This is a genomic window from Winslowiella toletana (genome assembly GCF_017875465.1).
Lineage (GTDB): Bacteria > Pseudomonadota > Gammaproteobacteria > Enterobacterales > Enterobacteriaceae > Erwinia > Erwinia toletana.
Window position 1 is genome coordinate 1,330,404 of record NZ_JAGGMQ010000001.1, and the last position, 13,298, is coordinate 1,343,701.

At 53.6% G+C, this 13,298-nt stretch carries 15 protein-coding genes and 1 pseudogene; 3 read left to right on the forward strand and 13 right to left on the reverse strand.

Annotated elements, in window-relative coordinates:
* Nucleotide 1 precedes the first annotated feature (1 nt).
* The 9 genes and pseudogenes from rpoS to ftsB form a co-directional block, all read right to left on the reverse strand.
* Nucleotides 2-994, reverse strand: coding sequence for an RNA polymerase sigma factor RpoS (rpoS, locus tag J2125_RS06250; protein WP_209499475.1), 993 nt, complete (start codon nt 992-994; stop codon nt 2-4).
* A 59-nt stretch (nt 995-1,053) separates the two neighbouring features.
* Entirely contained in the window at nt 1,054-2,118 is a 1,065-nt protein-coding gene (gene nlpD, locus J2125_RS06255) for a murein hydrolase activator NlpD (RefSeq protein WP_017803643.1), read from the reverse strand.
* Between the two features lie 183 nt (nt 2,119-2,301).
* Nucleotides 2,302-2,928: a protein-L-isoaspartate(D-aspartate) O-methyltransferase gene (locus J2125_RS06260; protein WP_017803642.1), complete on the reverse strand. Its 627-nt coding sequence runs from the start codon at nt 2,926-2,928 to the stop codon at nt 2,302-2,304.
* Nucleotides 2,922-3,683 carry a 5'/3'-nucleotidase SurE gene (gene surE, locus J2125_RS06265; RefSeq protein ID WP_017803641.1) on the reverse strand — a complete coding sequence of 254 codons (762 nt, stop codon included), beginning with the start codon at nt 3,681-3,683 and terminating at the stop codon, nt 2,922-2,924. The genes J2125_RS06260 and surE overlap by 7 nt, the downstream gene beginning before the upstream one ends.
* A gap of 316 nt (nt 3,684-3,999) precedes the next feature.
* A pseudogene (locus tag J2125_RS06270) lies at nt 4,000-4,590 on the reverse strand (hypothetical protein).
* 246 nt (nt 4,591-4,836) lie between these two features.
* Nucleotides 4,837-5,886 (reverse strand): tRNA pseudouridine(13) synthase TruD, encoded by a 1,050-nt coding sequence (truD, locus tag J2125_RS06275; RefSeq protein ID WP_017803638.1) that lies wholly within the window; start codon nt 5,884-5,886, stop codon nt 4,837-4,839.
* Nucleotides 5,886-6,365, reverse strand: a complete 480-nt coding sequence (gene ispF / locus J2125_RS06280; RefSeq protein ID WP_017803637.1) for a 2-C-methyl-D-erythritol 2,4-cyclodiphosphate synthase — start codon at nt 6,363-6,365, stop codon at nt 5,886-5,888. The genes truD and ispF overlap by 1 nt, the downstream gene beginning before the upstream one ends.
* A 12-nt stretch (nt 6,366-6,377) precedes the next feature.
* Complete coding sequence (ispD, locus tag J2125_RS06285) at nt 6,378-7,085, reverse strand: 2-C-methyl-D-erythritol 4-phosphate cytidylyltransferase (RefSeq protein WP_017803636.1); 708 nt, start codon at nt 7,083-7,085, stop codon at nt 6,378-6,380.
* Nucleotides 7,086-7,088: 3 nt separating this feature from the next.
* Nucleotides 7,089-7,406 carry a cell division protein FtsB gene (gene ftsB, locus J2125_RS06290; protein ID WP_017803635.1) on the reverse strand — a complete coding sequence of 106 codons (318 nt, stop codon included), beginning with the start codon at nt 7,404-7,406 and terminating at the stop codon, nt 7,089-7,091.
* A gap of 196 nt (nt 7,407-7,602) precedes the next feature.
* On the opposite strand from ftsB, the gene J2125_RS06295 reads away from it, so the two are divergent.
* Genes J2125_RS06295 through J2125_RS06305 form a run of 3 tightly spaced genes read left to right on the forward strand, consistent with a single transcriptional unit; the run spans nt 7,603 to nt 9,892 of the window.
* Nucleotides 7,603-8,364, forward strand: coding sequence for a basic amino acid ABC transporter substrate-binding protein (locus J2125_RS06295; RefSeq protein WP_017803634.1), 762 nt, complete (start codon nt 7,603-7,605; stop codon nt 8,362-8,364).
* A 54-nt stretch (nt 8,365-8,418) separates the two neighbouring features.
* Complete coding sequence (locus J2125_RS06300; RefSeq protein WP_017803633.1) at nt 8,419-9,183, forward strand: amino acid ABC transporter permease; 765 nt, start codon at nt 8,419-8,421, stop codon at nt 9,181-9,183.
* On the forward strand, nt 9,170-9,892 hold the full coding sequence (locus J2125_RS06305; RefSeq protein WP_017803632.1) for an amino acid ABC transporter ATP-binding protein: 723 nt from the start codon (nt 9,170-9,172) through the stop codon (nt 9,890-9,892). Before J2125_RS06300 ends, J2125_RS06305 begins: the two co-directional genes overlap by 14 nt.
* 41 nt (nt 9,893-9,933) lie before the next feature.
* Here J2125_RS06305 and J2125_RS06310 read toward each other — a convergent pair whose 3' ends face one another.
* From J2125_RS06310 to cysD, 4 genes are all read right to left on the reverse strand, one after another.
* A complete protein-coding gene (locus J2125_RS06310) occupies nt 9,934-10,254 on the reverse strand; it encodes a DUF3561 family protein (protein WP_017803631.1) in 321 nt (106 codons plus the stop codon).
* Between the two features lie 83 nt (nt 10,255-10,337).
* Nucleotides 10,338-10,946: an adenylyl-sulfate kinase gene (gene cysC / locus J2125_RS06315; protein WP_017803630.1), complete on the reverse strand. Its 609-nt coding sequence runs from the start codon at nt 10,944-10,946 to the stop codon at nt 10,338-10,340.
* Complete coding sequence (gene cysN, locus J2125_RS06320; RefSeq protein WP_017803629.1) at nt 10,947-12,374, reverse strand: sulfate adenylyltransferase subunit CysN; 1,428 nt, start codon at nt 12,372-12,374, stop codon at nt 10,947-10,949. It lies immediately after the preceding gene.
* A gap of 11 nt (nt 12,375-12,385) precedes the next feature.
* A complete protein-coding gene (cysD, locus tag J2125_RS06325; protein ID WP_017803628.1) occupies nt 12,386-13,294 on the reverse strand; it encodes a sulfate adenylyltransferase subunit CysD in 909 nt (302 codons plus the stop codon).
* Between the last annotated feature and the right edge of the window lie 4 nt (nt 13,295-13,298).

Here is a 13,298-nt window from a genome sequence, read left to right on the forward strand (position 1 = left end):
ATTATTCGCGGAACAGTGCTTCAATATTCAGTCCCTGAGTCTGCAGAATCTCACGCAGACGACGCAGACCTTCAACCTGAATCTGACGTACACGCTCACGGGTCAAACCAATTTCGCGACCCACATCTTCGAGCGTTGCCGCTTCATAGCCTAACAGGCCAAAGCGACGAGCCAGTACTTCACGCTGCTTGGCGTTCAGTTCGAACAGCCATTTAACGATGCTTTGTTTCATATCATCGTCTTGCGTGGTGTCTTCCGGACCGTTGTCTTTCTCATCGGCCAGGATATCCAGCAGCGCTTTTTCAGAATCACCCCCTAACGGGGTATCGACTGATGTAATGCGTTCATTGAGACGCAGCATACGGCTGACATCATCAACAGGCTTATCCAGCTGTTCAGCAATCTCTTCCGCACTCGGCTCATGATCCAGCTTGTGAGAAAGTTCGCGCGCTGTACGCAGATAAACATTCAGTTCTTTAACGATATGAATCGGCAGACGAATGGTACGGGTTTGATTCATAATCGCCCGTTCAATAGTCTGACGAATCCACCAGGTGGCGTATGTAGAGAAACGGACCCCTCTTTCAGGGTCAAACTTCTCAACCGCGCGAATTAAACCGAGATTACCCTCTTCAATCAGATCCAACAGCGCCAGACCACGATTGCTGTAACGACGGGCAATCTTAACCACCAGGCGTAAGTTACTCTCAATCATGCGGCGACGAGACGGGATGTCACCACGTAATGCACGGCGAGCAAAGAAAACTTCTTCCTCGGCCGTCAGAAGAGGAGAATATCCGATCTCTCCTAAATAGAGCTGCGTCGCATCCAGGACTCTTTGTGTCGCACCCTGCGACATCAACTCTTCTTCAGCTAACTCACTATCACCAGGTTCGTTTCCGACAAGAGCCTTCTCGTCAAAAATCTCAGCTCCGTTCTCGTCGAATTCCGCATCTTCATGTGACTCGTTAACTTTCAGCGTATTCTGGCTCATAAGCGGCTCCTACCCGTGATTCCCAGGGCAGAACACCTTAGCTTTCGGGTTCTGCCGGTTTATCGCTGCGGTAAATAACGCAACGGGTTGACGGATTTCCCCTTGTAACGAATTTCAAAATGTAATCTAACTGAACTGGTACCGGTGCTGCCCATCGTCGCAATCTTCTGACCCGCTTTCACTTCTTGCTGCTCGCGGACCAGCATTGTGTCGTTATGCGCATATGCACTGAGGTAATCATCGTTATGTTTGATGATAATCAGATTACCGTATCCACGTAAGGCATTTCCTGCGTAGACAACACGCCCTGAAGCGGTTGATACAACAGGCTGACCACGTGAACCCGCGATATCGACGCCTTTATTGCCACCTTCGGAAGCAGAGAAGTTATCGATGATCTTACCATCAGTAGGCCAACGCCAGCTCCCAACCGGGGTTGAGCTATTCGTGGTGCTACTGACTGTCGGAGCGGTAACCGGGGCTGTTGTCGTTGCAACAGTTGTTCCCGACGAAGGCAACATTTTGCCTCCACTTGATTTACCAGAATCTTCAGAATACGTAATAACCGGTTGTTGTGCAACCGTTGAAGATTTAATTTGCGTGGAGCTCGGTGGCGTGGGTACGCCGCCCTGAGTTGCATCAGCAACAGTGATCGCATTGCCGCCGGTAATTGAAGAACCTGAGCCATTACTAACCTGCAAAGTCTGGCCGACATTGAGGCTATAAGGTTCAGCGACATTGTTACGCTGTGCTAAATCACGGAAATCATTGCCGGTAATCCAGGCAATATAGAACAGTGTGTCGCCGCGTTTGACCGTGTAGGTCTGCCCGCTGTAACTGCCTTTAGGAATGTTCCCATACGTCCGGTTGTAGACAATACGACCATTCTGAGTCTGCACGTTGCTTTCCGCGGAACCCATGTTTTGCGCAGACCCCATGGTGCTGGCCGGTGCGCGCCCCGCCAGCATACCGCCGCTGGAAGATGGGCTGCTGATGCCAGAGTCACCGCCAACGCTGCTAATCGGAGCCTGCGTAGAGTCGTTAGAGCAACCTGCCAACCAAAAACCAACAAGCGAAACTGCCGCGATACGGCTAAATTTAAATACTGGGCTTCCCGTGCTCATCTATCCCCCGTGACGGCAAAACTGTAACCCGTTGTCAGCATCAATCCGGCGGCACACGCAAAGCGTGGCGTCTGGCCGGCAGCGACAGCGGGCAGAAATTATTGATGATACTAACAATATCGAAACAACCGTGCCATTAAACAGTTGTGTAGAAATGCTGACAATCGCAGATGGCGCGAGGCTTTATGCCAAATCGCCCTTCACCAGCGGGACAAAACGCACCGCTTCTACAGTATCGACCACAAATTCGCCGCCTTTACGACGGATGCGCTTTAATACCTGCTGCTCTTCCCCCACCGGCAACACCATAATGCCGCCTTCATCCAGCTGCGACATCAGTTCAGTCGGAATTTCAGGCGGTGCGGCGGTGACTATAATCGCATCAAAAGGGCCACGCGACGGCCAGCCTTGCCAGCCATCACCGTGGCGGGTAGAGATATTATGTAAATCGAGTTGCTTCAGACGACGTTTGGCCTGCCACTGCAAGCCTTTAATGCGTTCGACTGAGCAGACATGCTCGACCAGATGCGCAAGTATCGCCGTCTGGTAGCCAGAGCCGGTGCCAATCTCCAGCACCCGCGAAGTGGGCGTTAGCTCCAGTAATGCGGTCATTTTCGCCACCATATAGGGCTGCGAAATAGTCTGGCCGGAGCCAATCGGTAACGCCACGTTTTCCCAGGCTTTATGTTCAAAAGCCTCATCGACAAAACGCTCGCGCGGCACATCCTCAATTGCCTTTAACAAACGCTCATCGTCAATGCCCTGCTGGCGTAACTGTTCCAGCAACGTATCAATACGCTTGCTCACCATTCCCCATTAACCTCAGCTTTGGTTAACCAGCCTGAGACCACATCTTGCGCGCCATGCGCAGTTAAATCGACATGCAATGCCGTCAGCGAAACATAACCTTCGTCGACAGCAGCAAAATCCGTATCCGGACCGGCATCAAATTTATCACCGGGCGGACCGATCCAGTAGAGCGTATTGCCACGCGGATCCTGCTGCGGAATCACCTGATCGGCAGGATGACGGCTACCGCAGCGCGTGACGCGAATACCTTTAATCTGCTCGAGCGGCAGATCCGGCACATTGATATTAAGAATACGTCCGGTGCGCAGCGGTTCACGCTGGAGTGCGCGCAGTATCTTGCAGGTAATCGCTGCGGCGGTGTCATAGTGCTGATGCCCGTCAAGCGAGACCGCCAGCGCCGGTAAGCCGAGATGACGCCCTTCCATTGCCGCCGCAACAGTGCCGGAATAAATCACATCGTCACCCAGATTCGGCCCGGCATTGATGCCGGAAACCACGATATCCGGTTTCGGCTGCATCAGCGCATTAACGCCAAGATAGACACAATCCGTAGGCGTTCCCATCTGCACCGCAATATCGCCGTTAGGATAAGGAAAAGTACGTAACGGCGTTTCCAGCGTCAGCGAGTTAGACGCGCCGCTGCGATTGCGGTCGGGCGCAACAATCTGCACCTCAGCAAATTCGCGCAAGGCTTGCGCCAGAATCTGAATGCCCGGCGCATGAATACCATCATCGTTACTCAGCAATATCCGCATTTAATAGGTAACCCTTTGAATTTTATAGACCATGAATACTATCAAGGCTTTTATTGTCCTGTTGATTATCCTGTTTAATTTTTTGCCGGTCCAATTTTTCACGCAAAACTGAGCCTTGCGGCATGGTGCATTCTAGCTGTCTGGAGGGGTAAGTGGTAGGCGTAAATTCTGAGTGTTTGTGCGTGGTGTTGTCAGGCCTGAGTATGTACGGTTATTTCAAATTGCAGGATAGCGATCATGATTTTCACTTTGGCAGGCGTCAGTTCATAATATTGCAAAACCCTCCTCACGGTAGGTTTGATAGCTAAGCCGGACATCAGAGTAGTTGTTCAGTACTGATGACAAATAATCGATGGGCGTGACAATTTTTATCAGTGCCCCAGCAAAAGTCAGCCCAGCGTTGATAGAAATCATCCCATGAGGTGATGACGGCCAGTGGACGATCTTCTTCTGTACCATCAGAGAGATAGACATAGTAGCCATCCGTCTGGATAGCCCAGGCGATCATTCTTTCCCGGATCGAATAGTGGAGAAGGAAGTGCCGGAAAAACGCCTGTGGCAAACCATTTACAGCAGCATCATGCTGTGGCTGAACCGTACGCCAGACCAGAATTTGCGTTCAGACGTTACGCCCGGTGATGATGCGATCATGCAGTGCTAATTTTACTGCATAGATGGTTTCTGGGATCTCAGAATCAGTGACCAGACGATATTGATCGCCTTTTACCGAACTCAGTAAACGATAACCATGCGGGATAACAAATCCAGGCAAAGAGAACTCATTCACACCAGAAGCGATAAAGGACTCGCTGTGTTCAATGTTTTTCTCAGTCATACTCAGCTTAGTATCAAAGCCTGCAGAAGGGATAAGTAACGGCATCCTGTCGTTCACTAGGTTAGTTTGCATAACGTGCTCCTTAAATAGCAGGAGACCTCTGACAAAGTTAGCCGCAGCGTCCCGCTACGACCTTTCTGTTTACAGCTATTTCTATGATTTAAGAGCAAGAAATAATGCGGTTGCAATCAAAGGTTGCACACCGCTCGCTGGTTTTTTCCCATCGTTTTGAATTTGCAATTGTTTTATTTTTGTGCGATTTGCACTCCGCCAACTGGAGATTTTAGCTGGCGGGGGCAAAAGTCTGCGTTTGGATAGTTACTCAGCAATATCCACGTCATCGCCTTCCTGTTGCAGGATTTCACGCACCACGCTGGTGGCAAAACTACCGGCTGGCAGCCAGAAATTGAGTTCAACCGTCACATCATCCCACCAGCTCCAGCGCAGTTCGCGTGGGATAACCAGCATCGCGCGGCGTGCCGCTTCAACACGTTCACGCTCCAGCAGCGCGATTAATGCTGATTCTGCTGTCAGACACTGCTGTTCAAATGCCAGCGCCGCGTCACGACTTCCCCACTCGCCACTGCCCGGCAGCGGCGCGGTGATGCGCAGCTCATGTTGATCGACGCGCTGCTGCAACGTCTCCAGTTCAGCGGCATCAGCGACAAACCAGCTGCCACGACCGGTAAGCTGTAAGGCATCGCCCGCCATTACCAGAGACAGAGACTGCTGCTGCGCCAGACGATCGCTGGTAACCTGGTTAAACATCGCGCTGCGCGCGGCCGACAGCATAAAGCTGCGCTTATTGCGCTCACGCACGCGGATCTCATCTGCCGCCCAGCGGCGTGCCTGATGCAGGTTATTACCACCGCGGCCAAAACGTTGCAGGCCAAAATAGTTAGGCACACCCAGCTGTGCAATCTGCGTCAGACGCTGTTCAACCGCATCGCGATCGCTAATCTGACGTAAAATCAGTTTAAAAGCGTTGCCCTGGAGCGCACCGGTGCGCAGCTTGCGTTTATGGCGCGCGCTTTCCAGCACTTCACAGCCTTCCAGATCAAAAGCCGACATATCCGGCGTCTCTTTGCCCGGCAGGCGCAGACAGAACCACTGTTCGGTGACCGCATGGCGATCTTTCATTCCGGCAAAACTGACTTCGCGCGGCGGAATGCCGGTAAACTTAGCCAGCGCATCGGCGACAAAGCGCGTGTTGCAGCCATTCTTGCGCAGACGCACCAGCAGATGCTCACCTTCGCCATCCGGGCCGTAACCCAGATCTTCGATGACGACAAAATCTTCCGGATTGGCTTTTAACTTGCCGCTTACGTCAGGTTTGCCATGCATCCAGCTCAGATTCATCATATCCATCAGGAATTAGCCTTATGGATCAATGCCACCGCTTCACAGGCAATGCCTTCACCACGCCCGGTAAAACCGAGTTTTTCGGTAGTGGTGGCTTTCACATTGACGTCATCCATATGGATGCCGAGATCTTCCGCAATATTGATACGCATCTGCGGGATATGCGGCAGCATTTTGGGCGCCTGCGCAATAATGGTGACATCAACATTGCCCAGCTGATAACCTTTTTGCTGAATTCGCTGCCAGGCTTCGCGCAGCAGCACACGGCTGTCGGCGCCTTTATACGCCGCATCGGTATCCGGGAACAGCTTACCGATATCACCCAGCGCCGCCGCTCCCAACAGCGCGTCAGTCAGCGCATGCAGCGCCACATCGCCATCCGAATGCGCCAGCAACCCTTTTTCATAAGGAATTCGCACACCACCGATAATCAGCGGGCCTTCGCCACCAAAAGCATGGACATCAAAACCGTGACCGATACGCATATTGCGCTCTCCTTATTTATGTAATTGCGTCAGATAGAACGCGGCCAGCGCCAGATCTTCCGGCCGCGTCACTTTAATATTATCGCTGCGCCCTGCCACCAGCTCAGGGTGATAGCCACAATGCTCCAGCGCCGAGGCTTCATCAGTAATGATCGCGCCATCATGCAGCGCACGCAGCAGACAGGTACGCAGCAGATCGAGCGGAAAAAACTGTGGCGTCAGCGCATGCCATAAAGCTTCGCGCTCGACGGTATGGGCAATCGCCTCTTTGCCAGCCTCCGCGCGCTTCATGGTATCGCGCACCGGCGCGGCAAGGATGCCGCCGATACGACTGGTGGCGGCAATCGCCAGCAGCCGCGCCAGATCGTCGGCATGCAGACAGGGGCGCGCGGCATCATGCACCAGCACCCACTCAGCGTCACCTGCCGCCTGCAATCCCGCCAGTACCGAATCCGCGCGCTGCCGTCCGCCAGTGACCGTGGTGATACGCCTGTCCCGCGCAATCGCCAGCTGCTGAAATTGCACGTCGTCATCGCTGAGCGCCACAATCACGCGCGTCACCGCCGGGTGCGCCAGCAGGCTGGCAATGCTGTGTTCGAGGATAGTTTGCGTGCCAATGGTCAGATATTGTTTCGGACACTCAGACAGCATGCGGCTGCCGATACCGGCCGCGGGAACCACGGCGATAATCTCGGGGAAGGAACCTGCAATGTTGGTCATTAGTTATCGTTGTTGATTTTGAGCTGCCTGTTGCGCGTTTCGTCTGTTTTGATCCGGCACCAGGCGATAGAAGGTCTCGCCGGGTTTAATCATGCCCAGCTCGCTACGTGCGCGTTCCTCGATCGCCTCCGAGCCGCCATTCAAATCATCGATTTCGGCAAAGAGCTGATCGTTACGCGCTTTTAGTTTGGCGTTATTCGCCTGCTGCACCGCGACGTCATCGTTGACGCGCGTATAATCATGAATGCCGTTCTTGCCCAGCCAGAGCGAATATTGCAGCCAGCCTAATAGTACAAGTAACAACAGCGTCAGTTTACCCATCCACGCCCCCTGAAAAACGGCTCAATCATCCCATAACTTTTCGCCCGACTCCACTGTGCAGGCGAAATTGAGCTGCTTTATCGGAATGACGGGCAAAAGCGCTGCAAACAGTGCTTGCCTGGATGCGCGCTAAAATGTATTTTTATGCACTTAAAATGCATAATCAGGATTTTTTATTTATTCCCCAGGAGAAGTCATGTTTAAAAAGTTTGCGCTAATCAGTACGTTACTGGCGCTGTTTGCCTCTGCTGCTCATGCAGAAACTTACGTAGTGGGTTCCGGCGGCACTTACCGTCCTTTCGAGTTTGAAAACAGCCAGAAGCAACTGGAAGGCTTTGATATTGATGTTATTAAGGCCGTGGCGAAAGCCGCAAAATTTGATATCAAACTGGTCAACACGCCGTGGGAAGGCATCTTTGCCACGCTGAATTCCGGTGACCGCGACATTATTATCTCCGGTATTACCATTACTGATAAACGTAAGCTGATGGTGGACTTCTCCGCGCCTTACTTCCCGGCGGAACAGTCAATTGTGGTGCCGAAGGATTCTGAAGTGGATTCGCTGGCGGCGCTGAAAAGTGAAAATGTTGGTGTAGTGAATTCCAGCACCGGCGATATCGTGGTTTCGGATGTGCTGGGTAAAAACAGCACGGCGATCAAGCGTTTTGACAATACGCCGTTAATGCTGCAGGAGCTGTACGAAGATGGTATCGGCGCAGCAGTGGGTGATGTTGGCGTCGTTAAGTACTACATCAAAACCCATCCGGAGAAACAGTTTAAACTGGTACCGGATGCGAAATTTGAACGTCAGTATTTCGGTATCGCGGTAGCCAAAGGCAATGATGCGCTGCGTAGTAAAATTAACGCCGGTCTGAAACAAATCATCGCCGACGGCACTTACGCCAAAATCTACAGCACCTGGTTTGACACTAACGTCCCGACCCTGCCCGCTGAGTAACCCCTCTTTTTCGCCGCTCTGTGCGGCGAATTCTCTCTACAGGATTGTTGTTGTATGACTGGATTTCGTTGGGAAATCATTCAGGAGTATTTGCCGCTGTTTATCGACGGCGCGCTGATGACGCTGAAATGTACGTTGATCTGCGTGATCACCGGCACACTTTGGGGTCTGACTCTCGGCCTGGGCCGGCTGGCGCAGGCGCCGCATGGGCCGTGGAAACCTGTTCTGCGTTACGGCGTGCAGTGGCCGGTACGTATCTATATCAGCGCTTTTCGCGGCACGCCGCTGTTCGTGCAGATTATGGTGGTGCATTTCGCCTTAATTCCACTGTTTATCAATCCGCGTGATGGCGTAATGGTCAGCAGCGGCCTGATGTCGGCGGAATTCGCGCGCATGCTGCGTTCCGAGTATGGCGCATTTCTCTCCTGCATCGTGGCGATCACCCTGAATGCCGGCGCTTATGTCTCAGAAATCTTCCGCGCCGGTATTCAGTCTATCGATCGCGGTCAGATGGAAGCCTCACGTTCGCTCGGTATGCCGTACGGCCGCACCATGCGCAAAGTGATTCTGCCGCAGGCGTTTCGCCGTATGCTGCCACCGCTGGGTAATAACGCCATTGCGATTGTCAAAGACTCTTCACTGGCTTCCGCTATCGGCCTTGCCGATCTGGCTTATGCCGCGCGAACCGTCTCCGGCGCTTACGCCACCTACTGGGAACCCTACCTGGTGATCTCACTGGTCTACTGGGTGTTTACTTTCCTGCTTTCGCTGCTGGTTCAACATATGGAAAAGAGGTTCGGCAAAAGTGATTCACGTTAATAATTTGCAGAAACAGTTTGGTGAAACGCTGGTCCTGCGCGGCATCAGCTGCGATATCGCGCCGCAGGAAGTGGTCTGCGTTATCGGCCCCTCAGGTTCGGGGAAAAGTACCTTCCTGCGCTGTCTGAACGGGCTGGAAAGCGTTGATGGCGGCAGCGTTGAGGTCAGTGGCTTCGCGGTTCACGATGTAAACTGCAATATCAACCAGCTGCGTGAATCAGTCGGTATGGTATTCCAGCGCTTTAACCTGTTCCCGCATATGTCGGTGCTGGAAAACCTGATTATGGCGCCAATGGACGTGCGTAAGCTGTCACGTAAGGTGGCGGTGGAGCAGGCAAAAGCGCTGCTGGCGAAAGTGGGACTGAGCGATAAGATTGACGCCTGGCCAAACAGCCTTTCCGGTGGTCAGCAGCAGCGTGTGGCGATTGCCCGTGCGCTGGCGATGGAGCCGAAAATCATGCTGTTTGATGAACCAACCTCGGCGCTCGACCCGGAGCTGGTCGGCGAAGTGCTGGCCGTAATGAAAACACTGGCGCAGGAAGGGATGACGATGGTGATTGTCACCCACGAGATGGCGTTTGCCCGCGAAGTGTCAGACCGGGTGATGTTTATCGATCAGGGCGTGATTCAGGAGATGGGCAAACCTGAGCAGCTGTTCAGCACGCCAGCTAACCCGCGCACCGCTTCATTTCTTAGCAAAGTTTTGTAACGCAGCGAAACATCGGGCGGCGTTCTCGTCGCCCCTTTCCCCTACCAGCCAGTCAGAAATGAAAACAGCAGCCAGAACAGGCAAACCACCACCAGCGCCGTGGCAATCAGCGTCCACATCAGGCGTCCGCGTAACAGCAGGCTAAAAGCAATACCAATTAATACCGAAACTGGTAGCAGCGCAAGGAAGAAAGGCCAGGTATACAGAAAGAAGAACAGCGTATTAGAGCCGTACAGCAGAAAAGGAATCGCCAGTGCGAACCAGTATGAAACAAAGCCGATGACCCCACCGGGGAATGACCAGGTGTGCTCCTCCTGGTCACGTTCATCTTTACGAGCAAGCATGGGGGTAACGTTCTGCATAAGTATCCTGTTGACGCGTTGTCGGCCCGCTCTCTGGCGTTTGCTCTCAGGCGCGTAGTGCCCGAGGGCATACCGTAACTATCTCAGCAGTTGATAATATCGCGACCACGCAGCACGTCTAACAATTGCGCTATCAATTTTGTTACCAATTGTTCGCCATCCAGATGGATTTCAGCCTGTTCCGGCGCCTCGTAAGCCGAGTCAATACCGGTAAAATTACGCAGTTCACCGGCACGCGCTTTTTTGTACAAACCTTTCGGATCACGCGCTTCACAGATAGCCAGCGGCGTATCGACAAACACCTCAATAAAACGTCCTTCTCCCACCATATCGCGCACCATCTGTCGCTCGGCGCGGTGCGGTGAGATAAACGCCGTTAATACCACCAGACCGGCATCGACCATCAGTTTCGCCACTTCACCGACGCGACGAATATTCTCTTTGCGGTGCTCATCGCTGAAGCCAAGATCGCGACACAGACCGTGACGCACATTGTCGCCATCCAGCAGATAGGTGCTGACGCCATGCTGATGCAGCGCCTGCTCCAGCGCCCCGGCGACGGTGGATTTACCCGAGCCCGAAAGCCCGGTAAACCACAACACCACGCCCTGATGACCATGCAGCGTCTCGCGCTCGGCACGCGTTACCGCGTGCGCATGCCAGATAACATTTTCATCATGTGTGGCGGCCATTTATTTGCCACCCAGCAGATCACGCGCACCCCAGTGCGGGAAGTGGCGACGCACCAGCGCGTTTAACTCCAGCTCAAAGGCGCTGAAATCACCGCGGCCCTGCGGCGCATCTTCCAGTGTATGACGCACCATGCCCGCCCCCACCGTCACGTTGCTCAGACGATCGATAAAGATCATCCCGCCGGTTACCGGGTTCTGCTGATAGGCATCCAGCACCATGGGCTCATCAAAAGTGACATCCACCAGGCCGATACCGTTGAGCGGCAGGCTGTCCACTTCATGTTGCGCCAGGCTGTTAATTTCAACCTGATGCTGAATTTTTTCGACACGGGCGCGGGTTTTCTTACCGGCAATTTTCACATCATAACTCTGGCCCGGCGACAGTGGCTGTTCCGCCATCCATACCACGTCAATTGATGCGCCCTGCACCGCTTTCAGATCGGTATCGGCGGTCACCAGCAGATCGCCACGACTGATATCAATCTCATCTTTCAGCACCAGCGTCAGCGCTTCACCGGCAATTGCCTGCTGCAGATCGCCATCAAAGGTAACGATCCGGGCGATAGTGGATTCAACCCCAGACGGCAACACTTTCACCCGCTGACCGACATGCACTGTCCCGGATGCCAGCGTACCGGCATAGCCACGGAAATCGAGATTCGGACGGTTAACATACTGCACCGGGAAGCGCATTGGCTGCTGCTCCACCACGCGCTGCACATCCACGGTTTCCAGCACGTCCAGCAGGGTTGGGCCGCTGTACCACGCCATTGCCGCACCTGGTGCAGCGACGTTTTCGCCTTCAAGCGCCGACAGCGGCACAAAGCGAATATCGAGATCGCCTGGCAGCTGAGTCGCAAAATCGAGGTAATCCTGTTTGATCTGCTCGAAGGTTTCCTGCTTATACTCCACCAGATCCATTTTATTGATCGCCACCACCAGATGCTTGATCCCCAGCAGCGTGGAGATAAAACTGTGGCGACGCGTCTGATCCAGCACGCCTTTACGCGCATCGATCAGCAGGATCGCCAGATCGCAGGTCGACGCGCCGGTGGCCATATTGCGCGTATACTGCTCATGGCCCGGGGTGTCGGCAATAATAAATTTGCGCTTCTCAGTAGAGAAGTAGCGATACGCCACATCAATGGTGATGCCCTGCTCGCGCTCAGCCTGCAAACCATCCACCAGCAGCGCCAGATCGAGCTTCTCGCCCTGAGTACCATGGCGTTTGCTGTCATTATGCAGCGAAGAGAGCTGATCTTCATAAATCTGCCGGGTATCGTGCAACAGACGACCAATCAGGGTGCTTTTCCCGTCATCGACGCTGCCACAGGTAAGAAAACGCAACAGGCTTTTATGTTGCTGCGTATGCAGCCAGGCTTCTACACCACCCTGATCGGCAATTTGTTGTGCAATAACGTTGTTCATCTGGCGGCTCCTTAGAAATAACCCTGGCGTTTCTTCAGCTCCATTGAGCCTGCCTGGTCGCGGTCAATCATGCGTCCCTGACGTTCACTGGTAGTCGAAACCAGCATCTCTTCGATAATCCCCGGCAGCGTCTGGGCTTCAGACTCGACGGCGCCGGTTAGCGGCCAGCAGCCAAGGGTACGGAAACGCACCATCCGCTGTTCGATCACTTCACCAGGTTGCAGATCGATACGGTCGTCATCGATCATCATCAGCATACCGTCACGTTCCAGCACCGGACGTGGCGCCGCCAGATAGAGCGGAACGATCTCAATATCTTCGAGGAAGATATACTGCCAGATATCCAGCTCGGTCCAGTTTGACAGTGGGAACACACGGATGCTTTCGCCCTTGTTAATCTGGCCGTTGTAGTTGTGCCACAGTTCCGGGCGCTGGTTTTTCGGATCCCAGCGATGGAAACGGTCGCGGAACGAGTAGATACGCTCTTTCGCGCGCGACTTCTCTTCGTCGCGACGGGCGCCGCCGAATGCCGCGTCAAAGCCGTATTTGTTCAGCGCCTGCTTCAGTCCTTCGGTTTTCATAATATCGGTGTGTTTGGCGCTGCCATGGACAAACGGGTTAATCCCCATCGCCACCCCTTCCGGGTTACGGTGCACCAGCAGTTCAGCGCCGATGCTTTTCACCATACGGTCGCGGAACTCGTACATTTCACGGAATTTCCAGCCGGTATCAACATGCAGCAGCGGGAACGGCAGGGTTCCCGGGTAGAAGGCTTTACGCGCCAGATGCAGCATCACGGATGAATCTTTACCGATGGAGTACATCATCACCGGGTTGGAGAACTCCGCCGCCACTTCGCGGATAATATGGATGCTTTCCGCCTCCAGCTGACGCAGATGAGTGAGTCGTTTTTGATCCATAATC

What these genes read in the sequence shown, in the direction of transcription:
- rpoS (WP_209499475.1), bottom strand. Translation starts at nt 994, where the DNA reads ATGAGCCAGAATACGCTGAAAGTTAACGAGTCACATGAAGATGCGGAA.
- nlpD (WP_017803643.1), bottom strand. Translation starts at nt 2,118, where the DNA reads ATGAGCACGGGAAGCCCAGTATTTAAATTTAGCCGTATCGCGGCAGTT.
- J2125_RS06260 (WP_017803642.1), bottom strand. Translation starts at nt 2,928, where the DNA reads ATGGTGAGCAAGCGTATTGATACGTTGCTGGAACAGTTACGCCAGCAG.
- surE (WP_017803641.1), bottom strand. Translation starts at nt 3,683, where the DNA reads ATGCGGATATTGCTGAGTAACGATGATGGTATTCATGCGCCGGGCATT.
- truD (WP_017803638.1), bottom strand. Translation starts at nt 5,886, where the DNA reads ATGGATATGATGAATCTGAGCTGGATGCATGGCAAACCTGACGTAAGC.
- ispF (WP_017803637.1), bottom strand. Translation starts at nt 6,365, where the DNA reads ATGCGTATCGGTCACGGTTTTGATGTCCATGCTTTTGGTGGCGAAGGC.
- ispD (WP_017803636.1), bottom strand. Translation starts at nt 7,085, where the DNA reads ATGACCAACATTGCAGGTTCCTTCCCCGAGATTATCGCCGTGGTTCCC.
- ftsB (WP_017803635.1), bottom strand. Translation starts at nt 7,406, where the DNA reads ATGGGTAAACTGACGCTGTTGTTACTTGTACTATTAGGCTGGCTGCAA.
- J2125_RS06295 (WP_017803634.1), top strand. Translation starts at nt 7,603, where the DNA reads ATGTTTAAAAAGTTTGCGCTAATCAGTACGTTACTGGCGCTGTTTGCC.
- J2125_RS06300 (WP_017803633.1), top strand. Translation starts at nt 8,419, where the DNA reads ATGACTGGATTTCGTTGGGAAATCATTCAGGAGTATTTGCCGCTGTTT.
- J2125_RS06310 (WP_017803631.1), bottom strand. Translation starts at nt 10,254, where the DNA reads ATGCAGAACGTTACCCCCATGCTTGCTCGTAAAGATGAACGTGACCAG.
- cysC (WP_017803630.1), bottom strand. Translation starts at nt 10,946, where the DNA reads ATGGCCGCCACACATGATGAAAATGTTATCTGGCATGCGCACGCGGTA.
- cysN (WP_017803629.1), bottom strand. Translation starts at nt 12,374, where the DNA reads ATGAACAACGTTATTGCACAACAAATTGCCGATCAGGGTGGTGTAGAA.
- cysD (WP_017803628.1), bottom strand. Translation starts at nt 13,294, where the DNA reads ATGGATCAAAAACGACTCACTCATCTGCGTCAGCTGGAGGCGGAAAGC.